The sequence below is a fragment of the Streptomyces sp. NPDC088910 genome, assembly GCF_044749865.1.
In the GTDB taxonomy this organism is placed as follows: domain Bacteria; phylum Actinomycetota; class Actinomycetes; order Streptomycetales; family Streptomycetaceae; genus Actinacidiphila.
On the sequence record NZ_JBIVIV010000003.1, the window covers coordinates 1 to 25453 of the forward strand.

General features: G+C 72.7%; 19 protein-coding genes. 6 read left to right on the top strand and 13 right to left on the bottom strand.

Features of this window, described 5'->3' with window-relative positions:
- Positions 1–245: 245 nt before the first annotated feature.
- The 3 genes from ACIP4Z_RS08415 to thyX form a co-directional block, all read right to left on the bottom strand.
- Positions 246–1931, bottom strand: a complete 1686-nt coding sequence (locus ACIP4Z_RS08415; protein ID WP_355349837.1) for a ribonuclease J — start codon at positions 1929–1931, stop codon at positions 246–248.
- Between the two features lie 183 nt (positions 1932–2114).
- Positions 2115–3014, bottom strand: a complete 900-nt coding sequence (dapA, locus tag ACIP4Z_RS08420) for a 4-hydroxy-tetrahydrodipicolinate synthase (protein ID WP_401306045.1) — start codon at positions 3012–3014, stop codon at positions 2115–2117.
- Positions 3015–3202: 188 nt separating this feature from the next.
- Positions 3203–3949: an FAD-dependent thymidylate synthase gene (gene thyX / locus ACIP4Z_RS08425; protein ID WP_355349831.1), complete on the bottom strand. Its 747-nt coding sequence runs from the start codon at positions 3947–3949 to the stop codon at positions 3203–3205.
- Positions 3950–4190: 241 nt separating this feature from the next.
- Here thyX and ACIP4Z_RS08430 point away from each other — a divergent pair, with 241 nt between their 5' ends.
- The gene (locus ACIP4Z_RS08430; protein ID WP_355349828.1) at positions 4191–4736 is read left to right on the top strand and encodes a hypothetical protein; all 546 of its coding nucleotides are present in this window, start codon (positions 4191–4193) and stop codon (positions 4734–4736) included.
- Between the two features lie 90 nt (positions 4737–4826).
- On the opposite strand, the gene ACIP4Z_RS08435 is transcribed toward ACIP4Z_RS08430, so the two are convergent.
- The 5 genes from ACIP4Z_RS08435 to rpsO form a co-directional block, all read right to left on the bottom strand.
- Positions 4827–5285 carry a hypothetical protein gene (locus tag ACIP4Z_RS08435; protein WP_355349825.1) on the bottom strand — a complete coding sequence of 153 codons (459 nt, stop codon included), beginning with the start codon at positions 5283–5285 and terminating at the stop codon, positions 4827–4829.
- 33 nt (positions 5286–5318) lie between these two features.
- The gene (gene dapB, locus ACIP4Z_RS08440) at positions 5319–6098 is read right to left on the bottom strand and encodes a 4-hydroxy-tetrahydrodipicolinate reductase (RefSeq protein WP_355349822.1); all 780 of its coding nucleotides are present in this window, start codon (positions 6096–6098) and stop codon (positions 5319–5321) included.
- 75 nt (positions 6099–6173) lie between these two features.
- On the bottom strand, positions 6174–7550 hold the full coding sequence (locus ACIP4Z_RS08445) for an insulinase family protein (protein WP_391161402.1): 1377 nt from the start codon (positions 7548–7550) through the stop codon (positions 6174–6176).
- A complete protein-coding gene (locus ACIP4Z_RS08450) occupies positions 7547–9766 on the bottom strand; it encodes a polyribonucleotide nucleotidyltransferase (protein WP_355349816.1) in 2220 nt (739 codons plus the stop codon). Before ACIP4Z_RS08450 ends, ACIP4Z_RS08445 begins: the two co-directional genes overlap by 4 nt.
- Positions 9767–10112: 346 nt before the next feature.
- Entirely contained in the window at positions 10113–10400 is a 288-nt protein-coding gene (rpsO, locus tag ACIP4Z_RS08455) for a 30S ribosomal protein S15 (RefSeq protein ID WP_033173003.1), read from the bottom strand.
- A gap of 411 nt (positions 10401–10811) precedes the next feature.
- On the opposite strand from rpsO, the gene ACIP4Z_RS08460 reads away from it, so the two are divergent.
- From ACIP4Z_RS08460 to ACIP4Z_RS08480, 5 genes are all read left to right on the top strand, one after another.
- Positions 10812–14579 (top strand): SCO5717 family growth-regulating ATPase, encoded by a 3768-nt coding sequence (locus tag ACIP4Z_RS08460; protein WP_401306050.1) that lies wholly within the window; start codon positions 10812–10814, stop codon positions 14577–14579.
- 257 nt (positions 14580–14836) lie between these two features.
- Positions 14837–15772, top strand: a complete 936-nt coding sequence (locus tag ACIP4Z_RS08465) for an ATP-binding cassette domain-containing protein (RefSeq protein ID WP_355349808.1) — start codon at positions 14837–14839, stop codon at positions 15770–15772.
- The gene (locus ACIP4Z_RS08470) at positions 15769–16611 is read left to right on the top strand and encodes an ABC transporter permease subunit (protein ID WP_391161407.1); all 843 of its coding nucleotides are present in this window, start codon (positions 15769–15771) and stop codon (positions 16609–16611) included. Before ACIP4Z_RS08465 ends, ACIP4Z_RS08470 begins: the two co-directional genes overlap by 4 nt.
- Positions 16612–16632: 21 nt before the next feature.
- Entirely contained in the window at positions 16633–18027 is a 1395-nt protein-coding gene (locus ACIP4Z_RS08475; protein ID WP_401306053.1) for a sensor histidine kinase, read from the top strand.
- A 134-nt stretch (positions 18028–18161) separates the two neighbouring features.
- Positions 18162–18782 (top strand): response regulator, encoded by a 621-nt coding sequence (locus ACIP4Z_RS08480; RefSeq protein ID WP_401306562.1) that lies wholly within the window; start codon positions 18162–18164, stop codon positions 18780–18782.
- A 49-nt stretch (positions 18783–18831) separates the two neighbouring features.
- Here the strand turns inward: ACIP4Z_RS08480 and ACIP4Z_RS08485 are convergent, their stop codons facing one another.
- The 5 genes from ACIP4Z_RS08485 to ACIP4Z_RS08505 all read right to left on the bottom strand — a co-directional run bounded on the left by ACIP4Z_RS08485 (position 18832) and on the right by ACIP4Z_RS08505 (position 25239).
- Positions 18832–19392, bottom strand: a complete 561-nt coding sequence (locus ACIP4Z_RS08485) for a DinB family protein (protein WP_401306055.1) — start codon at positions 19390–19392, stop codon at positions 18832–18834.
- A 57-nt stretch (positions 19393–19449) separates the two neighbouring features.
- Complete coding sequence (locus ACIP4Z_RS08490) at positions 19450–20469, bottom strand: bifunctional riboflavin kinase/FAD synthetase (protein WP_401306057.1); 1020 nt, start codon at positions 20467–20469, stop codon at positions 19450–19452.
- 294 nt (positions 20470–20763) lie between these two features.
- The gene (locus ACIP4Z_RS08495) at positions 20764–21396 is read right to left on the bottom strand and encodes a dual specificity protein phosphatase family protein (protein ID WP_401306059.1); all 633 of its coding nucleotides are present in this window, start codon (positions 21394–21396) and stop codon (positions 20764–20766) included.
- Positions 21397–21760: 364 nt separating this feature from the next.
- Complete coding sequence (locus ACIP4Z_RS08500; RefSeq protein WP_401306061.1) at positions 21761–22723, bottom strand: hypothetical protein; 963 nt, start codon at positions 22721–22723, stop codon at positions 21761–21763.
- Positions 22720–25239: a PEP/pyruvate-binding domain-containing protein gene (locus ACIP4Z_RS08505; protein ID WP_401306063.1), complete on the bottom strand. Its 2520-nt coding sequence runs from the start codon at positions 25237–25239 to the stop codon at positions 22720–22722. The genes ACIP4Z_RS08500 and ACIP4Z_RS08505 overlap by 4 nt, the downstream gene beginning before the upstream one ends.
- Positions 25240–25453 lie beyond the last annotated feature (214 nt).

Sequence of the window (25453 nt, forward strand, 5' to 3'; positions counted from 1 at the left end):
GACTTTTGGCACGCTGTTGAGTTCTCAAGGAACGGAAGCTTCCTTCAGACCGTTTCACCGGCCCTCCGGGCTTTCCCTTCGTCGTGTCTCCGACTTTAGCAGAAGCTATTCGGTCGGAATTACCAACCCCGTTCCGAGCACACACGTTTCCGCGGGTCTCGTCGAGGCGGTTGTGCCAACGTACTGGAGCGGGCCCCCGGATGCAAATCCGGGGGCCCGCTCCTGGTCCAGTGGTTGACGAGGCGTCAGACCTCAACCACCACAGGGAGGATCATCGGTCGCCGACGGTAGGTGTCGGAGACCCATTTGCCGACCGAGCGGCGGATGAGCTGCTGGATCTGGCGTGCTTCCATCACCCCGTCGGAGGCCGAACGGGACAGCCCCTCCTCGATCTTGGGGATGACGGCGGCGAATGCGTCGTCCTCGATACCCGAACCGCGGGCATGGATGTTCGGGCCGCCGACGATCTTGCCGGTGGTCGAGTCGACCACCACGAAGACCGAGACGATGCCTTCTTCCCCGAGGATGCGGCGGTCCTTCAGCGACGACTCCGTGATGTCGCCGACGGAGAGACCGTCGACGTACACGTAACCGGCCTGGACCTTGCCCGCGATTTTGGCGACGCCGTCGATGAGGTCGACGACCACGCCGTCCTCCGCGATGACGCAGCGGTTCTTGGGGATGCCGGTGAGCTGGCCGAGATCGGCGTTGGCGCGCAGGTGTCGCCATTCGCCGTGGATCGGCATCAGATTGCGCGGCTTGCAGATGTTGTAGAAGTACAGCAGTTCGCCGGCCGAGGCGTGGCCGGAGACGTGGACCTTGGCGTTGCCCTTGTGGACAACGTTGGCACCCCATCGGGTGAGGCCGTTGATCACGCGGTAGACCGCGTTCTCGTTGCCCGGGATGAGGGAGGACGCGAGGATGACGGTGTCGCCCTCGACGATCCGGATCTGGTGGTCGCGGTTCGCCATCCGGGACAGGGCGGCCATCGGCTCGCCCTGGGAGCCGGTGCAGACGAGGACGACCTTCTCGTCGGGCAGGTCGTCGAGGACCTTGACGTCCACGACGAGACCGCTGGGCACCTTGAGGTAGCCCAGGTCTCGGGCGATGCCCATGTTCCTGACCATCGAGCGGCCGACGAAGGCCACCTTGCGGCCGCGTTCGTGCGCGGCGTCCAGGACCTGCTGGATGCGGTGGACGTGGCTGGCGAAGCTCGCCACGATGATCCGCTTGTCCGCCTTGGCGAAGGTCTGCCTGAGCACCTGCGAGATGTCCCGCTCGGGTGCGACGAAGCCGGGGACCTCGGCGTTGGTGGAGTCCGCGAGGAGCAGGTCGATGCCTTCCTCGCCGAGCCGCGCGAAGGTCGGCAGGTCGGTCAGGCGGCCGTCCAGCGGGAGCTGGTCCATCTTGAAGTCGCCCGTGACGACGACCATGCCCGCCGGAGTGCGGATGGCGACGGCCAGCGCGTCCGGGATGGAGTGGTTGACGGCGACGAATTCGCAGTCGAAGGGGCCGATGCGCTCGCGCTCGCCCTCCTTGACCTCCAGCACGTACGGCCGGATGCGGTGCTCCTGGAGCTTGGCCTCGATCAGGGCGAGGGTCAGCTTGGAGCCGATCAGCGGGATGTCGTCCTTCTCCCGCAGGAGGAAGGGGACGGCGCCGATGTGGTCCTCGTGGCCGTGGGTCAGGATCACGCCGACGACGTCGTCGAGGCGGTCCCTGATGGAGGTGAAGTCCGGCAGGATCAGGTCGACGCCGGGCTGCTCTTCCTCGGGGAAGAGCACTCCGCAGTCGACGATCAGCAGCTTGCCGCCGAATTCGAAGACCGTCATATTGCGGCCGATTTCTCCGAGGCCGCCGAGCGGGGTGATCCGGAGGCCGCCGTCGGGCAGGGTCCGCGGGGGGCCGAGTTCGGGGTGCGGATGGCTCAAAAGTCTCTCCCTACCACGCGCGCCGCCGGACCCTCCTGGGTCGCGGCGCGCGTGACATCGTGTTTTCCGTGCGTATGCGGCAGTGCGCATCGTCGGCTGTGCGGTCTTTCGGCTGTGCGGTTGTGCAGTCGTTCGGTTGTGCGGTTGTGCGTGTTCGGACCTATTAAGTTGTGAAGTCTGTGGTCAGAGGTCTACCCCGCCTGCGGCGAGATCCCTCCTGAGCTGTTCGGTGGCGGCCTGGTCCAGCTCCACGAGGGGGAGCCGGAGAGGACCGGCGGGCAGTCCGCGCAGCGCGAGGGCGGTCTTGGTGGTGATGACGCCCTGGGCGCGGAACATGCCGGTGTAGACCGGCAGCAGTCGCTGGTGGATCTCGGCGGCCTTGGTGACGTCGCCGCTGGTGTACGCGTCGAGGAGCGCACGCAGTTCGGCGGAGACCAGGTGGCCGACGACGGAGACGAAGCCGGCGGCTCCGATGGAGAGCAGCGGCAGATTGAGCATGTCGTCGCCCGAGTACCAGGCCAGGCCGCTGCGGGACATCGCCCAGCTCGCGGCGCCGAGGTCGCCCTTGGCGTCCTTGTTGGCGACGATCCGGGGGTGTTCGGCCAGCCGGACGATGGTCTCGGTGTCGATGGGGACGCCGCTGCGGCCGGGGATGTCGTAGAGCATGACGGGCAGCCCGGTGGCGTCGGCGATGGCGGTGAAGTGCCGGTACAGGCCCTCCTGCGGGGGCTTGTTGTAGTACGGCGTCACCGCGAGCAGGGCGTGGGCGCCGGCGCTTTCCGCCTGGCGGGCCAGTTCCGCGCTGTGCCGGGTGTCGTTGGTGCCGGCTCCGGCGACGACGAAGGCGCGGTCTCCGACGGCTTCCACGACGGCCCGTACGAGCCGGGCTTTCTCCGTGTCGCTCGTGGTGGGCGACTCCCCGGTCGTGCCGTTGACGACGAGACCGTCGTTCCCGGCGTCCACGAGGTGGGCGGCGAGCCGTTGCGCGCCGTCGAGATCGAGGGCGCCGTCCGCGGTGAACGGCGTGACCATTGCGGTCAGGACCCGCCCGAAGGGGGCCGTGGGGGTGGAGGTCGGAGCCATGGGTCCACGCTACTCGGTGTGTGTACGGGCATGCAGCCTCGGGACCTGCGCAAAGGACTCCGGCGGTGCCTGCTCGGGGGTTCAAGCAACGCCGGAGTCCGTTTCAGCAGCCTAGATGAACTTCACGAATGCCTGCAATCTGAACACTTCGGACATTTGACTGCGGTCGCGCCGATCGGTTCCGGCCGTTACGGTGCCACCCGGCCGTTCGCGTTGAACGCCGCGTGTGTCAGCGGCATCAGACCCGCCCACGCGGCTTCCATCCGCTCCCCCACCATCTCGATCTCCCGCTGCGGGAACGACGGCGTGGCCGCCAGTTCGTGCTGCGTCCGCAGCCCCAGGAAGTGCATCAGCGAGCGCGCGTTGCACGTCGCGTACATCGACGAGAACAACCCGACCGGCAGCGTCGCCCGCGCCACTTCCCTGGCCACCCCGGCCGCCAGCATTTCCTGGTACGCCGCGTACGAATGCGCGTACGACTCCTCCATCGCCCCCCGCACCGCCTCGTGCTGCTCCGCGGTGCCGTGCACGAACTCGTACTTCCCCGGCCGCCCCTGCTGCACCAGCTTCCGCTCGGGCCCCGGCACGTAGAACACCGGCTGCAACTCGCGGTAACGCCCGGACTCCTCGTTGTACGACCAGCCGACGCGGTGGCGCATGAACTCGCGGAAGACGAAGATCGGGGCGCTGATGAAGAAGGTCATGGAGTTGTGCTCGAAGGGGCTGCCGTGGCGGTCGCGCATCAGGTAGTTGATCAGGCCCTTGGAGCGCTCGGGGTCCTTGGTCAGCTCTTCGAGGGACTGCTCTCCGGCGGTGGAGACCCGGGCCGCCCACAGGACGTCGCCGTCAGAGGCGCTGTGCTTGACGAGGTCGACGGTCACGTCGTCGCGGAACTGGACGGGGACGGTGGTCCCGGTGGTGGTCTCGGTCGGCACCCGAGGTCCTTCCTGCTTGGCGGCTGTGCGGTTGAGCTGGTGTGCGGTTGAGCCGGTGTGCGGTCGGGCGGCTGTTCTGCCGTGCGGCGCCAGCCTATTCGCTCCGTATGACAGCGTTCGTCGGGCGGGCCAGGGCCGATCGGACGACCCGAGGTAGCCGCGGCGCCGCACGGCGGCTAGCCTCACCCGTCATAGCCCGCTCGTGCCGGAAGCTGCCGGAGACCCGAAGAGGATTCCCCGCGTGTCCCTCCCCCACAATTCCACCACCGCCTTCGTCGATGAGTTCACGCCCGGACGTGCGCTGCCGCACGCCGACCAGGACCGCTGGATGCGGCCCTACCGTCCAGGACCGTGGCGGGTCGCGACCGCGGCGCTGCTGCTGGTCTTCGCCTCGTACCTGCTGTTCGCCGCGCTGATCATGGTCGCCGCGGGAAGCGGGCAGGGCGGCGTCACGTGCCTGCTCTCGGCGTTCGTGATCATCGCGGTCACCCTGCGGCTGCTGCGCGTGGGTGTGTGGGTGAGCGGGAAGGGCCTGCGCCAGGTGGAGTTCTTCTCCACCTCGACGGTGTCGTGGAGCCAGGTGGTCTCGGTGCGCACGGCCCAGCAGCCGGTGCGGGTGCTGGGGCTGCCGCGCAGTGTGCAGGGTCAGGCACTGGTGATCACCCGGCGCGGCGGCCGTCCGCTGCGGCCGATGCTGACCGACCACAACGCGGACTTCCTCGGCCGGGTCGAGGCGTTCGACCTCGCCGCCGACGCCATCGAGGGCTGGGCCGCCGAACTGCGCTGAGCCGCGCTCAGCTTCACCCTCCCGGGTGCACGGCCGGATGAAATCGACCGGGCACACCCGTATGAGGAGTCGCGCCCGGTCGCGGCCCGCCTAGACCCGCTCGCGCACCTCGCGCCCGTCGTGCAGCGCGATGGCCCGCTGCATCGCCTTGCGGGCCCGCGGGGTGTCGCGTGCGTCGAAGTACGCGACGGCGAGCCGGAACCAGTTGCGCCAGTCGTCCGGCGCGGCCTCCGTCTCGGCCTGCCGCTTGGCGAACACCGCGTCGGCCGAGTCGCGGTCGATCCGGCCGCTGGGCGTACGGACCAGTTCGTCCACGGGCAGGCCGCCCTCGGCCTCCAGTTCGCGGCCAAGCCGTCCGGCGTGGCGGGCGAACTGGGTGGTGTGCCAGAGGAACCAGGCGCCGATCAGCGGCAGGACGAGCACGGCGACGCCGAAGACGACGGTGACCGGGCGGCCGTCCGCGATGAGCAGCACCCCGCGGTCGCCAACCAGCACGAAGTAGAAGACCAGCACGACCGCGGACACGGCGTAGCTGAGTTTGGCGCGCATTTCGGTTTCCGTCCTCCGGTTCGGTCCTCCGCGTCAGCCCTCGTCCGGCTGAAGCGCGCGGTGGTCGTCCGAGAGGAAGTGTTCCAGGCCGAAGGTGAGGCCGGGGACACCGGGCACGGTACGGGCCGCGAGCAGGATGCCCGGCATGAAGCTGCTGTGGTGCAGCGAGTCGTGCCGGATGGTGAGGGTCTCGCCGGTGTCGCCGAAGAGCACTTCCTGGTGGGCGAGCAGGCCGCGCAGCCGTACCGAGTGCACCGGGACGCCGTCGACGTCCGCGCCGCGGGCGCCGTCCAGGGCGTGGGTGGTGGGGTCCTCCTGCGGGGCGCGGCCCGCCTCCGCGCGAGCGGCGGCGATGAGCTGCGCGGTACGGGTGGCGGTGCCGCTGGGGGCGTCCGCCTTCCGGTTGTGGTGCAGCTCGATGACCTCGACGCTCTCGAACCAGCGGGCGGCCTGCTGGGCGAAGCGCATGGTGAGGACGGCGCCGATGGAGAAGTTCGGCGCGATGAGCACTCCGGTGGCGGGCGAGGCGGCGAGCCGGCCGCGCAGGGTGTCGAGCCGTTGCGGGGTCCAGCCGGTGGTGCCGACCACGGCGTGGATGCCGTGGCCGACGCAGAACTCCAGATTGCCCATGACGGCGTCGGGGTGCGTCAGGTCCACGGCGACCTGCGTACCGGACTCGGTCAGTGTCTCCAGCCGGTCGTCGCGGTCGATCGCCGCGACGAGGTCGAGGTCGTCGGCCGCCTCGACCGCGCGTGCCGCCTCTGATCCGATCCGGCCCTTGGCGCCGATGACGGCCACACGGAGCTTGCTCATCGTTGTCCTGTCCTCGTCCTTCGCATCTCACATCGGTTGACGGCACGCGCGCCGCGGCTCCCGCGAGCCGGTCCGCTACGCGAGCGCCTCGCGCAGGCGCGCGCTCTGCTTCTCCTTGAGCGGCCCTATGACGGCCAGCGACGGCCGCTGGCCCAGTACATCGCGGGCCACCGCGCGTACGTCGTCCGGGGTCACCGCGGCGATCCGGCCGAGCAGGTCGTCGACGGACAACTGCTCGCCCCAGCACAGCTCGCTCTTGCCGAGCCGGTTCATCAGCGCGCCGGTGTCCTCGAGACCGAGCACCGTGGAGCCGGAGAGCTGGCCGATCGCGCGGCCGATCTCCTCGTCGGTCAGGCCGTGTTCCGCGACCTGGTGCAGCTCGTCCCGGCAGATCTTGAGCACTTCCGGCACCCGGCGCGGCTGGCAGCCCGCGTAGACGCCGAAGAGGCCGCAGTCCGCGAAGGACGAGGTGTAGGAGTACACCGAGTAGGCCAGGCCGCGCTTCTCGCGCACTTCCTGGAAGAGCCGGGAGCTCATGCCGCCGCCGAGCGCGGTGTTGAGCACGCTGAGCGCCCAGCGCCGGTCGTCGTTGCGCGACAGGCCGGGCATGCCGAGGACGACATGGGCCTGCTCGGTGCGCCGGTCGAGCAGTTCGAGGTGGCCCGCGGCGCGGAGCGTACGGCTGCCGGAGCGCGGCGCCATCGGGACGGCGTCCGGGTCGTGCAGGGCGCCCGCGTTCTCGAAGGCGCGGCGGACCTGGCGGACGACGGCCGCGTGGTCGACGTTGCCCGCGGCGGCGACGACGAGCCGCGTGGGGTCGTAGTGCCGCTTGTAGAAGCGGGCGACCTGGTCGCGGGTGAGCGCGTTGATGGTCTCGACGGTGCCGAGGACGGGGCGACCGAGCGGGGTGTCGCCGAGCATCGCGGTGGTGAACAGGTCGTGCACCTGGTCGCCGGGGTCGTCCTCGGTCATCGCGATCTCCTCCAGGATGACGCCGCGTTCGGCGTCGATGTCCTCCTGGCGGATCAGCGACCCGGTGAGCATGTCGCAGACCACGTCGATGGCCAGCGGCAGATCGGTGTCGAGCACCCGCGCGTAGTAGCAGGTGTACTCCTTGGACGTGAAGGCGTTCATCTCGCCGCCGACCGCGTCCACGGCCGCGGAGATGTCCAGTGCGCTGCGGCGCTCCGTGCCCTTGAAGAGCAGGTGCTCCAGGTAGTGGGTGGCGCCGTTGAGCACCGGGGTCTCGTCGCGGGAGCCGACGGCCGCCCAGATGCCGAAGGTGGCGGAACGGACGGTGGGCAGCGTCTCGGTGACGACGCGCAGCCCGCCGGGCAGGACGCTGCGCCGTACGGTGCCGATGCCGTCGGTGCCCGGGAGCAGGGTCCGCGTGCGGACGGCCCGCCCCTTGGTGGAGGGGCGGGCCGTCACTGCGGTGGAGCGGGTCGTCACTTCTCCGACTCGTCCTTCGCGTCCTCGGCGTCGTCTTCGCCCTCGATGACCGGGATCAGCGAGAGCTTGCCGCGCTGGTCGATCTCGGCGATCTCGACCTGCACCTTGGCGCCCACACCGAGAACGTCCTCGACGTTCTCGACGCGCTTGCCGCCGGCGAGCTTACGGATCTGCGAGATGTGCAGCAGGCCGTCCTTGCCGGGCATCAGCGAGACGAACGCGCCGAAGGTGGTCGTCTTCACGACCGTGCCCAGGTAGCGCTCGCCGACCTCGGGCATCGTCGGGTTGGCGATCTGGTTGATCACCGCGCGGGCCGCCTCGGCCTGCGAGCCCTCGGTGGCGCCGATCAGCACGGTGCCGTCGTCCTCGATGGAGATGTCGGCGCCGGTGTCCTCCTGGATCTGGTTGATCATCTTGCCCTTGGGGCCGATGACCTCGCCGATCTTGTCCACGGGGATCTTGATGCTGATGATCCGCGGGGCGTTGGGGGACATCTCGTCCGGGACGTCGATGGCCTCGTTCATCACATCGAGGATGTGGAGGCGGGCGTCACGGGCCTGCTTCAGCGCGGCGGCCAGCACGGAGGCGGGGATGCCGTCGAGCTTGGTGTCGAGCTGGAGCGCGGTCACGAAGTTCTTCGTGCCGGCGACCTTGAAGTCCATGTCGCCGAACGCGTCCTCGGCGCCGAGGATGTCGGTGAGCGCCACGTAGTGCGTCTCGCCGTCGATCTCCTGCGAGATCAGGCCCATGGCGATACCGGCGACGGGGGCCTTGAGCGGCACACCGGCGTTCAGCAGCGACATGGTGGAGGCGCAGACCGAGCCCATCGACGTGGAGCCGTTGGAGCCGAGCGCCTCGGAGACCTGACGGATCGCGTAGGGGAACTCCTCGCGGGTCGGCAGGACCGGGATCAGGGCGCGCTCGGCGAGCGCGCCGTGGCCGATCTCGCGGCGCTTGGGCGAGCCCACGCGGCCGGTCTCGCCGACCGAGTACGGCGGGAAGTTGTAGTTGTGCATGTAGCGCTTGCGGGTCTCGGGCGCCAGGGTGTCGAGCTGCTGCTCCATGCGGAGCATGTTGAGGGTGGTGACGCCCAGGATCTGGGTCTCGCCACGCTCGAACAGCGCGGAGCCGTGCACGCGCGGGATGGCCTCGACCTCGGCGGCCAGCGTACGGATGTCCGTCACGCCGCGGCCGTCGATGCGGACCTTGTCCTTGATGACGCGCTGGCGGACCAGCTTCTTGGTCAGCGAGCGGTACGCGGCGGAGATCTCCTTCTCGCGGCCCTCGAACTGCGGGAGGAGCTTCTCGGCGGCCAGACCCTTGACGCGGTCCAGCTCGGCCTCACGGGCCTGCTTGCCGGGGATGGTGAGCGCCTGGGCCAGCTCGCCGGTGACGGCGGACTCCAGGGCCTCGAACACGTCCTCCTGGTAGTCCAGGAAGATCGGGAACTCGCCGGTGGGCTTGGCGGCCTTGGCGGCCAGCTCGGACTGCGCCTTGCAGAGCGTCCGGATGAACGGCTTGGCGGCTTCGAGGCCCGCGGCCACGATCTCCTCGGTCGGCGCCTCGGCGCCGCCCGCCACGAGCTGGATCGTCTTGGCGGTGGCCTCGGCCTCCACCATCATGATCGCGACGTCGCCGTCCTCGAGGGTGCGGCCCGCGACGACCATGTCGAAGACGGCGTCCTCGAGCTCGCTGTGGGTCGGGAACGCGACCCACTGGCCCTTGATGAGGGCGACGCGGACGCCGCCGATCGGGCCGGAGAAGGGCAGGCCCGCGAGCTGCGTGGAGCAGGAGGCGGCGTTGATCGCGACCACGTCGTACAGGTGGTCGGGGTTGAGCGCCATGACCGTGCAGACGACCTGGATCTCGTTGCGCAGGCCCTTGACGAAGGACGGGCGCAGCGGGCGGTCGATCAGCCGGCAGGTGAGGATCGCGTCCTCGGAGGGGCGGCCCTCGCGGCGGAAGAAGGAACCGGGGATCCGGCCGGCCGCGTACATGCGCTCCTCGACGTCCACCGTGAGGGGGAAGAAGTCGAAGTGCTCCTTGGGCTGCTTCGAGGCGCTGGTGGCCGACAGCACCATGGTGTCGTCGTCCAGGTAGGCCACGGCGGAGCCGGCGGCCTGACGGGCCAGGCGGCCCGTCTCGAAGCGGATGGTGCGGGTGCCGAACGTGCCGTTGTCGATAACGGCTTCGGCGTAGTGGGTCTCGTTCTCCACTATGGGGATTCTCCTCGTCCATGCCCGCAGGGCGTTTCCCTGGCGGGCCATCGGTGGAGGGGCGTCCTGTTACCGGTGCCGGTCTTCGATCGAAGCCTCCGGGGCGTGTGTCTTCCGGAGGCCACTACCGAGGACCGGCTGTTCGGCGATCAGGAGGACGCTCCTCCTCATACTTGATAACCATTGCACCAGACGACGGAGACATCACGCACTTCATGTGCGCGCTTCGTCGCTCGGCGCGTATATGGCCACTACGGCGATGCTTCGCCGTACACGGCGCGTATCGCGTATACGGCAAAGGGGGAGCGGCCCCGACTCGCGGGTACCGCTCCCCCTCCACGGCGTCTTAGCGAACGCCCGCGGCGCCGGCACGGATGCCGAGGCGCTCGCGGAGCTCACGGAAGCGCGTGATGTCCTTCTTGGCCAGGTACTGCAGCAGACGGCGGCGCTGGCCGACCAGGATCAGCAGACCACGACGCGAGTGGTGGTCGTGCTTGTGGGTCTTGAGGTGCTCGGTCAGGTCCGAGATACGGCGCGAGAGCAGAGCGACCTGGACCTCGGGGGAGCCCGTGTCGCCCTCCTTGGTACCGAACTCGGCGATGATCTGCTTCTTCGTCTCGACGTCGAGCGACATACGGACTCCTCAGGTATCAGTGGCCTCCGAGCGCCCCCGGTATTCATCGCGGGGGATGCTTCGTTGACTCGCGAGGCGCGGGATCACGGGGTGTGTACACACACGTGACCGTCACCCAGAGTACCAGCCCGCGGCGGTCCGCTTACCCGCGGGTCATCTCCGGGCGCGGGCGGGGACGCCGCCCGGCGCGTGAGGGTGGTGTGCGAGGGGCACTCACCCATGAGGGCGGGCCTGACATCGGAAGGCTACCGACGATTAGTCTTGCCCCTGACGGGGAGGGGGATCGGACATGGGATGCGTGGGTATGCGCGCAGCGGTGCGGTCCCGCGACGGTGTCCCGCGCCGACGAGCGGCTTTTTACGGGCCGGACTCGTCGCGGGGACACGGTGAAGCAGCAGACCAGGAGGCATTGTGAGCAGCGATCGGGACGACAGCCGCGTGGGCGGGGCCGGCCCTGTCGAGGACCGGGGCGACGCCGACTACACGGGTGAGTTCAGCCTGGGCGACGCGGCGCCCGCCTGGTACATGGGGGACGCGGGCGGCTCCGCGGACGCCGACGACGCCGATGAGGCGGCGGACAGCGGCTCGGATTCCGGCGCTGGCGCCGATTCCGGTTCCGTTCCTGTCACGGATTCGGGGTCCTTCACGGGCTCGGGTCCGCAGACGGGCGCGCGGTCGGACCGGCGCCCGGATACGGGTGCCGCAGGTTCCTCCCCTGCTTCTGTTCCCGGCTCCGAGCCGGGGGCGGGGCTGACGGGTGACGCGGCGGGTTCGTCGGAGTCGTCGGAGTCGTCGTGGTCCGCCGCCGCCGTGCCGTCGCTGCCCCTGCCCACGCCCGGTCCTTCGGCGTCGGCGGCCGAACCGTCCTGGTCGGCCGCGGCCGTACCGTCGATCCCGGTTCCGCGCGCCGCGTCGGCCGAGTCGGCGGGCGAGCCCGCGCGCGCGTCGGCGGGCGCGGACCGTTCGGACGGCTCGGACCGCTCGGACCGCTCGGAAGGTGCGGCGAAGCGGGAGCCCGAGTCCGCGCCTGCGGCGGAGGCCGCGGCCACGTCGGAGCCGGAGCCGGTACGGGCTTCCGCGTCGGGGTCCGGTACGCCCGGCGGTTCGGGATTCCCCGCTTTCGGGGGCCGCGAGGACGGCGCGCCCGACGCCACGGTGCGCTTCTCCGCCGCCGCGTTGCGGCGGGAGGTCGAGGAGCGCGAGGCCGGCAAGCGGAAGCCGCCGGAGCCGGCCGTCTCCTCTCCTACGTCCTCTTCTACGTCTTCTACGTCCTCGTCCGCCGCCGATGACGAGCCTGCGGAGGCCAAGCCCGCCGCGCCCGCGCCCGCTGCCCCTGCCGCTACCGCTACCGCGAAGCCGTCGGCGCCGTCGGAGCCCGAGGCCGAGGAGGCCCCGGCCGCGCCTCGTGCCCCGGTCTGGGTGCCGCTGCCCGGCGCGGCGGACGCACTCCCGTGGGCGCCCGGCGCACCGCGCGGCCCCGTACCGCCGCTCCCCCCGGACTTCGAGCGCGCGGAGCCTTCGCACCCCGCCCCGGACAGCTCCCCGGCCGCCCCGCGACAGGGGTACGGTTTCCCGCCCGCCGCCGACGCACCCGCCGCGCCCCTGCACCCGGGCGGCCCCAACCCGCCCGCACCCCAACAGGGCTACGGCAATCCCCCGGCGGCCAACGCTCCGGCGGCACCTCCGGCCGCCCCCTTGCACCCCGGCGGCCCCAACCCCCCTGCCCCGCAACAGGGTTACGGCTTCCCCCCGCCGACCGGCGAGCCCGCCGCACCACCGGCAGCGCCGCTGCACCCCGGCGGGCCCAACCCGCCCGCACCCCAACAGGGCTACGGCTTCCCCCCGGCAGCCGACGCCCCCGCCGCACCACCGGCCGCACCCCTGCACCCCGGCGGCCCCAACCCGCCCGCACCCCAACAGGGTTACGGCTTCCCGCCCGCGGCGCCCGCCGGGCCCGCGCAGCAGGGGAATTCGGGTCCTGCGGCGGCGGCGCCGTTGCACAGCTTCCCGCCGCCGACCGGACAGCCGGTGAACCTCCCGGCCCGTCAGGAGCCCCCGGCCGCCGCGCAGCCGGGCCCGGTCCAGCAACCGGGCCAGCCCGTGCCGCCGACCGGCTACGCGCAGCCGCAGCCCCACCCGCAGTCGCAGCCTCAGCCTCAAACGCAGCCGCCCGCGCCGGTCGCGGGGACGCCGGACGCGCCGCAGGGCCAGGGGTACGGCTTCCCGCCGCCCGCGGCGCCGCACGCCCCGGTCCCGGCGCCCGCTCAGGTCCAGCCGCCGCAGGCACCGGAGCCGCAGGACGCGGTGCCCGAGCCGAACGACGCGGTGCCGCAGGACACCCCGGAGCGGAATCTGCCCGCGCCGACCGGCTTCGGAGCGCCGCCGCAGGGCGGGCCGCAGCCGTACACGGCGGGCCCCGTACCGTCGGGACTGCCGCACGAGCCGGTGGCGCCGCAGCAGGGCGCGGGTCCCGCGCAGGGCAGCGGTTACGGCTTCCCGCAGCACGCGCAGCCGGGCCAGGACCAGGCGGCGCCGCTTCAGCCGCTGCCGCAGCAGGGCGGTTACGGCTTCCCGCAGCCGGGGCAGCCGCAGCAGCCCGCGCGGCCCGACCCGCAGGGTCAGCAGCAGGCCCCGCAGCCTCCGCCTCCGCAGCCGCAGCCGCAGGCACCGGCCGACCCGCGGATGGGCGGCTGGCCCACCGTCAGGCCCGACCAGCGGCAGCCCACGACGCAGGGCGGCACGCCGCTCGGCTACACGGCGGCCGTGGAGCTGTCGTCGGACCGGCTGCTGCGCAATCCGCCGAAGGCGAAGCGCGCGGGCGCGAACGCGCAGCCGTCGCGGTTCAAGATCGGCGGCAAGAAGGAGGAGGCGGAGCGGCAGCGGAAGCTGGAGCTGATCCGTACGCCGGTGCTGTCGTGCTACCGGATCGCGGTGATCAGCCTCAAGGGCGGCGTGGGCAAGACGACCACGACGACCGCGCTGGGCTCGACGCTGGCCTCCGAGCGGCAGGACAAGATCCTGGCGATCGACGCCAACCCGGACGCGGGCACCCTCGGCCGCCGGGTGCGGCGCGAGACGGGGGCGACGATCCGCGACCTCGTGCAGGCGATCCCGTACCTCAACAGCTACATGGACATCCGCCGGTTCACCTCGCAGGCGACGTCGGGGCTCGAGATCATCGCGAACGACGTGGACCCGGCGGTCTCGACGGCGTTCAGCGACGAGGACTACCGGCGGGCGATAGACGTGCTGGGCCGCCAGTACCCGGTGATCCTCACGGACTCCGGCACCGGTCTGCTGTACAGCGCGATGCGCGGAGTCCTCGACCTGGCCGACCAGTTGATCATCGTGTCGACGCCGTCGGTGGACGGCGCGTCCAGCGCGAGCACCACGCTGGACTGGCTGTCGGCGCACGGGTACGCGGAGTTGGTGTCGCGGAGCATCACGGTCATCTCGGGGGTCAGGGAGACCGGCAAGATGATCAAGGTCGACGACATCGTGGCGCACTTCCAGACCCGCTGCCGCGGTGTCCAGGTGGTGCCCTTCGACGAACACCTCGCCGCGGGCGCGGAGGTCGACCTCGACATGATGCGGCCCAAGACCCGCGAGGCGTACTTCAACCTGTCGGCGATGGTCGCGGAGGACTTCACGCGGGCCCAGCAGGCGCAGGGGCTGTGGACGGCCGACGGGGTCAACCCGCCGCCGCACCAGGCGCCGCCGATGCCGGTCCAGGGCGGCGGCCAGGCCGGTCCCGGCTACGGCCCCTACGCCGCTCCGCAGGGCGGTTTCCCCGCGCCGCCACCGCCGCAGCAGGGCGGTTACCCTCCGCCGCCGCAGCCCCAGCAACCGCAGCAGGGCGGCTATCCGGCACCGCAGCACGGCGGTTACCCGGCGCCGGGTCAGGCGGGTCAGCCGGGACAGCCCGGCCAGCCCGGTGCGTACGGCGGTCCGCCGCAGGCTCCGCAGCCGTACCCGCCGGGCCAGCAGGCGACGCCCGCGCCCTTCCAGCCGCAGTCGCCGCAACCCCAGGCCCCGCAGCCGCAGCAGGGGTGGCCGCAGCAGCCCGCGCCGCCGCAGGGCGAGCAGCCGTACGGCGGGCCGCCGCAGGATCCGCAGAACCCGCAGGCGCCGCAGCTCCCGCCGGGGTACGGCTACCCGCCGCCGCCCGCCCCGCAGTAGCCGGGGGCAGGCGGGCCCGCACGGGCGCACAGCGCGGACACAGGGGCCGCCACCACGCGTTGTCGCTGGTGGCGGCCCTGGTCGTCCCCGGCCGCAGCGGCGGCCGGGCGGCGCGTACAACAGTTGGTGTACGGGGCGTCCCCCCGGAGGCGCACGCGGGCGGGGCGGGAATCCGCCCGTGGACCGTCGCCGCGGCGGGCGCGGGGAACAAGGATGGAATCATCCCTTCCCGCTGACGCACCGCCGAGGACGATCCGATGATCGAAGCCCACGCCCTGACCAAACGGTACGGCGAGCGCACCGCCGTGTCCGACCTCAGTTTCACCGTCCGGCCCGGCGTGGTGACCGGATTCCTCGGCCCCAACGGCGCGGGGAAATCGACCACGATGCGGATGATCCTGGGCCTGGACGCGCCGACGTCGGGCGGTGTCACCGTCAACGGCAAGCAGTACGCGGAGCACCGCGCGCCACTGCACGAGGTGGGCGCGATGCTGGAGGCGCGCGCCATCCACACCGGCAGGAGCGCGTACAACCACCTGTTGTCGCTGGCCGCCACCACGGGGATTCCGCGCCGCCGGGTGGACGAGGTGATCGACATCGTGGGTCTGGGCGAGGTGGCCCGCAAGCGGGTCGGCGGTTTCTCGCTCGGCATGGGGCAGCGCCTCGGCATCGCGAGCGCGCTGCTGGGCGACCCGGCGACGCTGGTGCTGGACGAGCCGGTCAACGGCCTGGACCCGGAGGGCATCCTCTGGATCCGCAATCTCCTCAAGGACCAGGCGGCGGAGGGCCGTACGGTCCTGCTCTCCTCCCACCTGATGTCCGAAATGGCGCTGACCGCCGAGCACTTGATCGTCATCGGGCGGGGGCGGCTGATCGCCGACACGTCGGTGGAGGAATTCGTGCGGGCCGCGGCGGGGACGTCGGTGCGGGTGCGGACCGACGAGGCGGAGCGGCTGCGGAAGCTGCTGGCGGGCCCCGATGTGTCGGTGGCGTCGGTGGAGCGCGGTGTGCTGGAGGTGACCGGGCTCAGCAGCGACCGGATCGGCCGGATCGCGGCCGACCAGGGCGTCGCGCTGGCCGAACTGACGCCGCAGCAGGCGTCGTTGGAAGAGGCGTTCATGGAACTGACCAGGGATGCCGTGGAGTACCAGGCACCGGCGCCCGTGCGCGAGCGGGAAGGACAGGCGGCATGAGCACTGCCACCATCGACAAGGCGCCGGAGACTCCCGAGGCGCGGCGGACCGCGCCGCGCGGCGAGGTCACCCTCGCCCGCGTGCTGCACTCCGAGTGGATCAAGCTGCGGACGCTGCGGTCCACCTTCTACACGCTGATCGCGGGCATGGTCGCGCTGATCGGTTTCGGCGCGCTGTTCTGCGCGGTCACCGCGAACCGCTGGCCGCACATGTCGCCGCACGAGCGGGCCGACTTCGAGCCCGCGCTGACCAGTCTGCGCGGCTTCTTCCTCGCGCAGCTCGCGGTCGGTGTGCTCGGTGTCCTGATGATCACCGGTGAGTACGCGACCGGCATGATCAGGGCGTCGCTGTCCGCGGTGCCGCGGCGGCTGCCGGTGCTGTGGGCGAAGGCCGGGCTGTACGCGGCGGTGACCTGGGTGGTGATGACGGCGGGCGCGCTGATCGCCTTCCTGGTCGGTCAGGCGCTGCTGTCCTCCCGGCACATCGGCACCTCGCTGAGCGACCCCGGCGTGACCCGGATGGTGCTGGGCGCGGGCCTGTACCTGACGGTCGTGGGGCTGCTGGGCGTCGCGATAGGCGCCCTGGTCCGCAACACGGCGGGCGGTATCGCCACCGTCTTCGGCCTGCTGCTCGTCCTGCCGGTGCTCGCCGAGGCGCTGCCCACCTCGTGGGCCGACCACATCAACAAGTACCTGCCGAGCAACGCGGGACAGTCGCTGATCTCGCTGCACCAGGACGCCACGAGCCTCGCGCCCTGGACGGGGTTCCTGGTGTTCTGTCTCTACGCGGCGGTGGCGCTCGCGGGCGCGGCGGTGCTGCTCAAGCGGCGCGACGCGTGACGACGGCGTGACGAGGACGCGATGACGTACCCGCTGCCGTCCACCGCGACGGCACAGGACCCGGCTGCCCAGGGGAACGCCCCGCGGCAGCCGGGACCGGCGTCCGCGGACACCGGCGCGACGGTCCCCTTGAGCACTGGTCCCATGGGCACCGGCACGTCGCCCATGCGATCGGCTGCTACCGGACCGGCCCCCGCGTGGCGGGCGCTGGCCGGGCGGGCCCGACGGCGGGTGGGACGGCGGCTGCCCCCGATGGTGGTGGACGGGCTGTTCGCCGCCACGCTCTACGTGGGTCTCAGCATGCTGGCGCGGGCGGCGCTGCGGGACGATCCGGTGCCGTTCCTGGCGCTGGGGGCGGGGCTCACGGCGCCGTTGGTGTGGCGGCGGCGGGCGCCGCTCGCGGTCTTCGCCTGCATCGCGGCGACGGCCTTCGTGCAGTGGCTGCTGGACTTCCAGGTCCCGGCCGACGTGGCGCTGCTGGTGGCGCTCTACACGGTGGCCGCGTACTGCGACCGGCGGCGGCTGATGATGGCCTTCGGCGTGCTGGAGGTCGGGGTCGTCCTGGCCACGGTGAGCTGGGCGATGCACGACCGGAGCGCGGGGACCTTCGTCTCGCTGTCGGCGATGGCCGTCGCGGCGGCGGTCTTCGGTGTGAACATGCGCAGCCGCCGTGACCGTCTGGCCTTTCTGGAGGACCGGGCGGTGCGGCTGGAGCGGGAGCGCGACCAGCGGGCGCAGTTGGCGGTGGCCGACGAACGGGCCAGGATCGCACGGGAGATGCACGACATCGTGACGCACAATCTGTCGGTGATGGTGGCGCTCGCGGACGGTGCGGTCTTCGCGCAGCAGCGCACCCCCGAGCGGGCGACGACCGCGATGCGGCAGGTGTCGGCGACCGGGCGGCAGGCGATCACGGACATGCGGCGCTTCCTGGGGGTGCTGCGGGCGGACGAGCCGGACGCGCTGCGGCATCCGATGCCGGGCATCGCGCAGCTCGAATCGCTGGTGGACCAGGTACGGGCGGCGGGGCTGCCGACGGTGCTGTCCGTGGCGGGCGATCCGGGCCCGGTGCCCGTGGCGGCGCAGCTCACCGTCTACCGGCTGGTCCAGGAGGCGTTGACGAACACGCTCAAGCACGCGCCCGCCGGGACCAGCGCGGAGGTGCGGATCGGCTGCGCCCCCGACGCGCTGACCGTGACCGTCACCGACGACGGCCCGGGCACGCACCCCGCGGCGGCCGACACCGCGCACGGCGGCGCGATCGCCGAGGGTGCGGCGGCCTCGGCGGGGCACGGCATACCCGGCATGCGGGAGCGGGCGGCGGCGTACGGCGGTTCGCTGGTCGCGGGGCCGCTGCCCGGTGGCGGCTGGCGGGTCGCGGCGGTGCTCGTCCTCGGCGCCCCGGAGCCGATATGACCGGCGGGGCGGCGGAGCCCGCGGCCGGCGGGAGCGGGAACGACGGGCGCGGGGCCGACGACAGCGGGGCCGACGAGGACGGGGGCGGGCGGGTGATCAGGGTGCTGCTGGTGGACGACGAGCCGTTGCTGCGGATGGCGTTCACGATGGTGCTGGACGCGCAGTCCGACATGCGGCCGGTCGGCGAGGCGGGCGACGGCGCGGAGGCGGTGCGGCTCACGGAGTCGCTGCGGCCCGACGTGGTGCTGATGGACGTCCGGATGCCCGGCACCGACGGCATCGAGGCCACCACGCGGATCGTACGGCGCTGCCCGGATTCCAAGGTGCTGATCCTGACCACCTTCGACCTGGACGAATACGCCTTCGCCGGGCTGAAGGCGGGCGCGTCCGGCTTCCTGCTGAAGAACGCGCTGCCCGAGGAACTGCTGGGCGCCATCCGCTCGGTGGCCGCGGGCGACGCGGTGGTGGCACCGCGCATCACGCGCCGCCTGCTGGAGAACTTCGCGCACCAGCTCCCCTCGGCGGCCGGCGGCTCCGAGGGCGACGGGCGGCTGAACCGGCTGACCGCCCGCGAGCGGGAGGTGCTGGTGGAGGTCGGCCGCGGCCTGTCGAACACGGAGATCGCGGGCACGCTGCACCTGGCGGAGGCGACGGTGAAAACCCATCTGAGCCGGATTCTGGTCAAGTTGGAGCTGCGCGACCGTGTGCAGGCCGTCGTCTTCGCCTACGAGACCCGGCTGATCCGCCCCACCTGAGGCCCGGCGCTCCCCCGCGCTCCCGCCCGCACGCTGTCAGGTGGCTGTCTCACAGGCCCGTCGCGCCGTCGATCCGCTCCCTGAGCAGGTCGGCGTGCCCGTTGTGCCGGGCGTATTCGGCGATGAGATTCACCAGGATGTAGCGCAGCGATATCTCCTTGCCGGTGACCAGCGAACGGCAGGTGGCGTCCAGCGAGGGCGCCTCGGCGACGATGGTCCTGGCCCGGTTGCGCTCGACCCGCCACGCCGCGAAGGCCGCCTCCACGTCCCCGTCGAGCCGGTCGAAGCCCTGGTCGGGGTCCTCGTCCGAGTAGTTGAGCATCGGCAGGTCCTCGCCCGCGAAGTGCTGGCGTATCCACCACCGCTCGATGCCCGCGAGGTGCCGTACGAGGCCGTGCAGGCTCAGCCCGGACGGGGGTATCGCCCGGTCCGACAGCCGGGCCGCGGCCACGCCCCGGCACTTCAGCTCGAAGGTCGCGCGGTGCCAGTCGAGGAAGGCGGTCAGGATCTCCCGCTCGCTGCCCGTGGTGGGCAGCGGCGGCCGGTCGTCACCCTCCGCCGTCGGGGAGAGCTGGACGTTCGCGAAGAACGGTACGTACTGCTCGGACATGCGCCAAGTCTGGCAGCGACCACTGACAGAGCGGCTGTGGAACGGCCTGGCCCGAGGCTATTCGGCGGCGGGCGACGGCTCGGTCGGCGCGGACGCGGGCTCGGGCGCGGACGCGGGCGGGGCGGCGGCCGAGTCGGCGGCGTCCACCAGGTCCCTGGCCCGCTTCACGTCGTCGGCCATCCGCTCCAGCAGCGCGTCGATGGTGTCGAACTTCTCCATCCCGCGCAGATAGGCGAGGAAGTCCACCGCCACGTGCAGCCCGTACAGGTCGAGGCCGACGCGGTCGATCGCGTACGCCTCGACCGTGCGCGCGGTGCCGTCGAAGGTCGGGTTGGTGCCGACCGAGATCGCGGCGGGCATGGCCTCGCCGTCGACGTGCAGCCAGCCCGCGTAAACGCCGTCGGCGGGGATGGCGGTGTGCGGCAGGGTCTCGACGTTGGCGGTGGGGTAGCCCAGTTCGCGTCCGCGCTGCGCGCCCCGGACGACGACGCCCTCGACGCGGTGCGGGCGGCCCAGGATCTCGGCGGCGCCCTCGACGTCGCCCTCGCCGACCAGCCGCCGGGTCAGGGTGGAGGAGAACGGCTCGCCGCCGCCCGCCTCACCGCGCACGAAGAGGTCGACGACCTCCAGCTCGTAGTCGTACTTCAGCCCGAGCGCGGAGAGGAATTCGACGTCGCCCGCCGCCTTGTGCCCGAAGCGGAAGTTGGGGCCCTCGACCACGTGCTTGGCGTGCAGCCCCTCGACCAGCACGGTCTTGACGAATTCGCTCGGCGTCAGCTTCGAGAACTCGCTGGTGAAGGGGATGATCAGCAGCGCGTCCACGCCGAGGTCCGCGACCAGTTCGGCGCGCCGGTGGTGGGCGGACAGCAGCGGCGGGTGGCTGCCGGGCCGTACGACTTCGCTGGGGTGCGGGTCGAAGGTCACGACGACCGAGGGCAGCCCCAGTTCACGGGCGCGCTCCACGGCGCGGCCCATGATGAGCTGGTGACCGCGGTGGACGCCGTCGTACGAGCCGATGGTGACGACGCTGCGTCCCCAGTCACCGGGAACGTCGTCCAAGCCCCGCCAGCGCTGCACCTTGACGCTCCGCTTCTTCGCCGAATCACTGACCGTGTTGTCTTGTCCTGCGGGTCCAAGCCTGCCATGCCGCCGCGATGCCGTGCCCATCGGCACGGTCCGCGCGTACGGCGTCGGCCCTTCCCACCTGCGGCGCCCGTTCGAATGTGATGTGGACCGCGACATCCCGCCCGCTCGCCGACCTCCGACACGGGCGTGACTTTATCGGTTCCGCGACGGCTCCGGCGGAGCGGGCGCGGGCCCGGTCCGCGGCGAGCGCGGCGCACGCCTGGCCCGGTCCGCGGCCGGCGCGGTCTACAGCGAGGCCATGATGCGGCGCGGCGCGTCCAGGAACCGGCTCACGCCCTGGACGAGCAGCGGCGGCTGGTCGGTGTCGTCGCGCGACACGTTGAGCACGTAATAGACCTGTTCGATGGAGGGCGGGCCGACCGCGAGGGTACGCAGCGCGGCCTGGCGGCTGTCGGCCTGTCCGGTGCGGACCAGATACGCGGCGGCCATCGAGCCCGTACGGCCGACGCCCGCGCCGCAGTGCACGAAGACCGGTCCCGGCGAGGTCCTCACGATCCGCAGGAACGTGTCGACCTGCCGCTCCGTGGGGGTCTGGCCGTCGCGGATCGGCAGCCGGACGGCGTGCAGGCCCGCGGCGGAAGGCAGGGCCAGTTCCGCGGGCGACAGATCCTCCGCCCTGAGGTCGACGACGGTACGGATGCCCCGGTCGGCCAACGCCCGGTAGCCCGCGGCGGTCGGCGCGGACCCGCGCCACACGTGCGGGTCGACAGCCAGGAAGTGGTTGATGCCCGCCGTCCGCTCGCCGGAACCGGCCGAGGCGCCGTGCCGCGCCCACGCGGAGACCGCGAGCATGCCGCCCGCGGAGGCGGCCCACAGCACGCCGTAGCCGAGCAGACAGCCGAGCAGCACTTTCGTCACCCGCCGCGCCCAGATCCGGGCGCCGGGGGCGGCGGGCGGTAGGGAGCCGGGCCCGAAGTCGCCCGCGAGATCGGGTTCGTGGTCGGTTCCGGGACCGCGCGCCGGGCCGCGGACGGAATCACGTACGGAATCGCGTACGGGATCGCGTACGGGCCACCGTAACGACGTCGGGGCAGGGACCGGGATCGGGAGAGCGGCCGATTCGGACAAGCGGGGTTCACCACCTGGGGAGCGGAAACCTGGGGACAGGTGCCGCCGTCCCTCCCCGAGGGCAGCGGCCGTCCCGTCAGGCTAGCCGCTGCTTCCGGGGCCAGTGCCCGATTCCGGTACGCGGGCCCCCCGCCGGGGGCGCGCCGAGGGCGGGTCAGTGCGGGACTCCCGCCTGTCCCGTGCCCAGGACCTTGGCGTGGGCCCGGTTCACGCTCGCGTCCGAGAGACAGCCGCGCAGCCGCATCATGTCGTGCGGACTGAGCGCGGGCCGGATGACGCCCGCGAAGACGCCGTCGGCGAGCCGCCCGAGGCTGGCGTCGGGGTTGAGCGAGGAGGTGGAGCGGCGGCAGCCCTCCCACAGGTCGCGGGCGGCCAGTTCGCGCGCCCTGGCGTCGTCGGTGCCGTGCACGTCGATCCGGAACACCACGGTACTGGCCGCCGCGTCGGGCCTGGACTCCTCGCGGGTCTCGGTGGCCTCCGACAGCACATAGACGAGGTAGACCAGCAGCACGACCCCGGCGGCCGCGCCGAATCCGGTCAGCAGCGGGCGCAGTCGGCGCGCGGGCGGCACCGCCGGGTTGTCCTCCAGTTGGGTGATGACGCCGTGCACGCCGCCCGAGGGGGCGGCGAGCGGCGCGAGGCGGCCCGCGAGCCGCCGTTCCGCGCCCGGCCGCGCGGTGACCGCCGCGATCCGCTGGATCACCCAGGCGACACCGGACAGCGCCGCGCCGGTGACCATGAGGATCGGTACGAAGACGAACGTACGGTTGCCGCCGTCCACGCCGTCGCGGCTGTCCCCGTAACCGCCGCCGCTCGCACCGCCGTTGCCGTTGCCGTTGCCGTTGCCGAGCCAGCGGAAGGGGTGCGCGGAGGTCTCCCTGGCGTGTTCGAGGCGCTGCCGTACTTCCTCCATCCGGGCGTCCGCGTCGCTCAGCCGCCGTTCCAGACGGCCCATCCGGCCGAGCAGGATCACGCAGACGAGGAAGCCCTCGACGGCGAGGAGCAGCACCCCGCAGATGACGGCGCGCTGCCACTCCCAGCGGTAGAGGTAGATCACCAGGTAGATGCCCGCGGCGAGGGTCGACAGGCCGCCGAAGAGGTAGCTGACGTACTTCACGCGACGGCCCCCTTGCGCGGTTCGTCCCGCGCTTCGAGCGCGGCGCGCCCGTCCCTGGGGGCGGGGGCGTCGCCGGACCCGCCCGGCTCCGCGCCCGGTGCGTCGGACGCGCCGCCCGTGGGCTCCACCGTCCCCGTACCGCCGCCCGTCGGCTCCACCGCCCCCGTACCGCCACCTGTCCGCTCCACCGCCCCCGTACCGCCGTCCACGGCGAGCCCGGAGCCGGGGGCGAACCGGCCGACGGCGTCGGTGACGCCCACGACGGTCGGCACGTGGTACTCGCGGGCCAGCACCGCCAGGTGCGACAGGACGCTGCCGGTCTCGGCGACCAGGCCCGACAGGCCCGGCAGCAGCGGCGCGAGCGCCGGGTCGAGCGAGCGGACGACGAGCACGGCGTCCGGCGGCCGTACGCCCGCGCCGTCCCAGGCGGTCCCCGCGCCCTGGCCGCCGCCCGCGCCCTGGCCCTCGCCTTGTCCCCGACCGGTACGGCCGCGGGCCAGGCTCACCGCCTGCGGTGCGCCGTCGGCGAGCCGGAAGGCGGCGGGCAGCGGCGGGGTCTCGGGGCGCGGGGTGCGCTCGGCCAGGTCGGCCGGACGGCCGCGGCCCGCGCCGACGCCCAGCAGTTCGTCCCAGCGCAGCAGCGCGATCTTGCGCCGCTCGCCGACCAGGCAGTACGCGTCCATCCGGGTGCCGATCTCGCGGACCATCGCGGCCTGCATCTCCTGCACCCAGCGGATGCGCAGCCGCAGCCCCTCACGGACGCTCAGGAAGCCGACACCGCGCGGGACTCCGTTCCAGCCGACGTGCTCGGGCAGCGGGCCGCGCTCGCCGAGGGTGGGCGGCAGCAGGGTGAGCAGGACGGGGTGGTGGGCGATCAGCTCCGCGTCGGTGGCGCCCCGGCCGCGGCCCTCGGCCAGTACGGCCAGCGCCTCGCCCGCCGCCGTCGTCCCGCCGCCCGCGCCGGCGCTCGCGGCGCCGCCCGTACCGCCGCCCGTACCGGTGCCGGTGTCCAGCAGCGCGCCCGCCAGGGACTCCTGGGCGTGCAGGGCGGACAGGGCGTTGCGTCCCCAGGAGACGGCGTTCAGCAGCTCGCCGCTGAGCATCTTCCGGGGCGCCCTGAAGTCGTGCAGCTGCCGGTCGACGTCGGCCATCAGGTCCTGCGCGAGCAGCGGCAGCGCGCCGCGCAGCCGTCCGACCCGCCAGGCCGCGGCGGCGCGGCGGGCGCCGGGGGCCGGGTTGATGAAGTGCAGCACCGGGTGCGCGGGCGGTGTCACGCCGAGCAGCCGCAGGTCAGCGGCGGCGCGGCCCTCGACGGTACGGGCCACCGGCAGCTTGCGCAGCCGCCGCCGGGACGCGGCGCCCGCGATGTCCAGGGCCAGCGTCAGCCCGTGCGCCATCGGCGCCAGCCACAGGTCCTCCTCCAGCGGCTGGAGCACACCGGGCAGCGTCTCGCTCACCGGTCCCGGCCCCAACAGCCGTGCCCCGCGCGGCGGTCGGGCCGCCATCGCGGTGATCGGCCGCGCCTGGAACAGCCACAGCCGCCCGTCGTCCGCGAAGCCGAACTCGATGTCCTGCGGCCCGCCGTACACGCGCTCGGCGCGCCGGGCCAGCCGCACGAGCCGGACCAGCTGCCGCCGGGTGAGCGGCTGCCGCTCCCGCGCGGTGAGGGTCCCCGGCTCCGGCCGCCGCTCCCGACGGCCGGGCAGCGGCCGTGCGAGCAGCCGGGTCACCCGGCCGTGCCCCGAGGGCGCGGGTTCGGTGCGCAACAGCCGTCCACGGCGGGTCAGTTGGTAGCGGACGCCCTGCGTGCTGCCGTCCACGAGGCGGTCGGGGCCGCCGGGGACCGCGCTGATCAGGACGCGGTCGTAGCGGCCCTCGACGGGGTCCGCGCCGAACATGACGCCGCCCGCGGCGGCCCGCAGCATGGGCTGGACCAGGACGGTCATGTCTCCGGGGTGGACTGCGGGTTCGGCCGCGTCGTCGGCGTCCGGTCCTGGCCCAGGACCGGGCCCCTGTCCTGGCGCGCTTCCTAATCCGGCTCCAGTTCCGGTTCCGGTTCCGGGTCCGGCTCCGGGTCCGGGTCCAGTTCCGGCTCCGGGTCCAGTTCCGGAGATGTCCTCCGCGGACGGCCAGGGCGGCGACGGCACGCGCGCGGCGGAGTCCAGCACCGCCCGCACCGCGTCGGTGAAGGCGTCCCAGCCGCGTACGTCGAGGACGGACTCGAAGCGGCCCGCCATGGACGACTCGGCGGTGTCCTCGTGCGCGGAGGAGGAACGGACCACCAGCGCGGCACCGTCCGGTCCGCCCAGCTCCTGCCAGGCGCGGCGCAGAGCCGCCGTCCCGGCCGGGGCATCGGGCGCGCGGGCGGCCGGGACGAGGGCGAAGCCGGGGAGCACCGGCAGCCCCCGCGCCGCCGCCCGGGCCAGATTCGCCGCCTTGGCCCCGGCCAGCGCGGCCTCGTGGGCCAAGGGTGATTCCAAGGGCACCACTGCCAGCTCTTCAGCGTCGACGCGCATCTGCGCTCCTTCCGCGGCTGCCGCCCGGGTAGGCGTGCACCGCCGGGCTCGTGGCCCGCGGCGGACGCGCCTCCTCGACTACAACGTCCCTTCACCCTGGAGACCTTCCCCATCCACCAACGTGACGTGAGGAACGCCTCATAGGTGACCGCCTACCCTCGAAACGGCGGTTTCCGGCCGCCCTGACAGCGGCCGGTCACCGGGCAGTTGACGC

What these genes read in the sequence shown, in the direction of transcription:
- dapA (WP_401306045.1), bottom strand. Translation starts at nt 3,014, where the DNA reads ATGGCTCCGACCTCCACCCCCACGGCCCCCTTCGGGCGGGTCCTGACC.
- ACIP4Z_RS08435 (WP_355349825.1), bottom strand. Translation starts at nt 5,285, where the DNA reads ATGCGCGCCAAACTCAGCTACGCCGTGTCCGCGGTCGTGCTGGTCTTC.
- dapB (WP_355349822.1), bottom strand. Translation starts at nt 6,098, where the DNA reads ATGAGCAAGCTCCGTGTGGCCGTCATCGGCGCCAAGGGCCGGATCGGA.
- rpsO (WP_033173003.1), bottom strand. Translation starts at nt 10,400, where the DNA reads ATGTCGCTCGACGTCGAGACGAAGAAGCAGATCATCGCCGAGTTCGGT.
- ACIP4Z_RS08465 (WP_355349808.1), top strand. Translation starts at nt 14,837, where the DNA reads ATGATCGAAGCCCACGCCCTGACCAAACGGTACGGCGAGCGCACCGCC.
- ACIP4Z_RS08470 (WP_391161407.1), top strand. Translation starts at nt 15,769, where the DNA reads ATGAGCACTGCCACCATCGACAAGGCGCCGGAGACTCCCGAGGCGCGG.
- ACIP4Z_RS08475 (WP_401306053.1), top strand. Translation starts at nt 16,633, where the DNA reads ATGACGTACCCGCTGCCGTCCACCGCGACGGCACAGGACCCGGCTGCC.
- ACIP4Z_RS08480 (WP_401306562.1), top strand. Translation starts at nt 18,162, where the DNA reads ATGGCGTTCACGATGGTGCTGGACGCGCAGTCCGACATGCGGCCGGTC.
- ACIP4Z_RS08485 (WP_401306055.1), bottom strand. Translation starts at nt 19,392, where the DNA reads ATGTCCGAGCAGTACGTACCGTTCTTCGCGAACGTCCAGCTCTCCCCG.
- ACIP4Z_RS08505 (WP_401306063.1), bottom strand. Translation starts at nt 25,239, where the DNA reads ATGCGCGTCGACGCTGAAGAGCTGGCAGTGGTGCCCTTGGAATCACCC.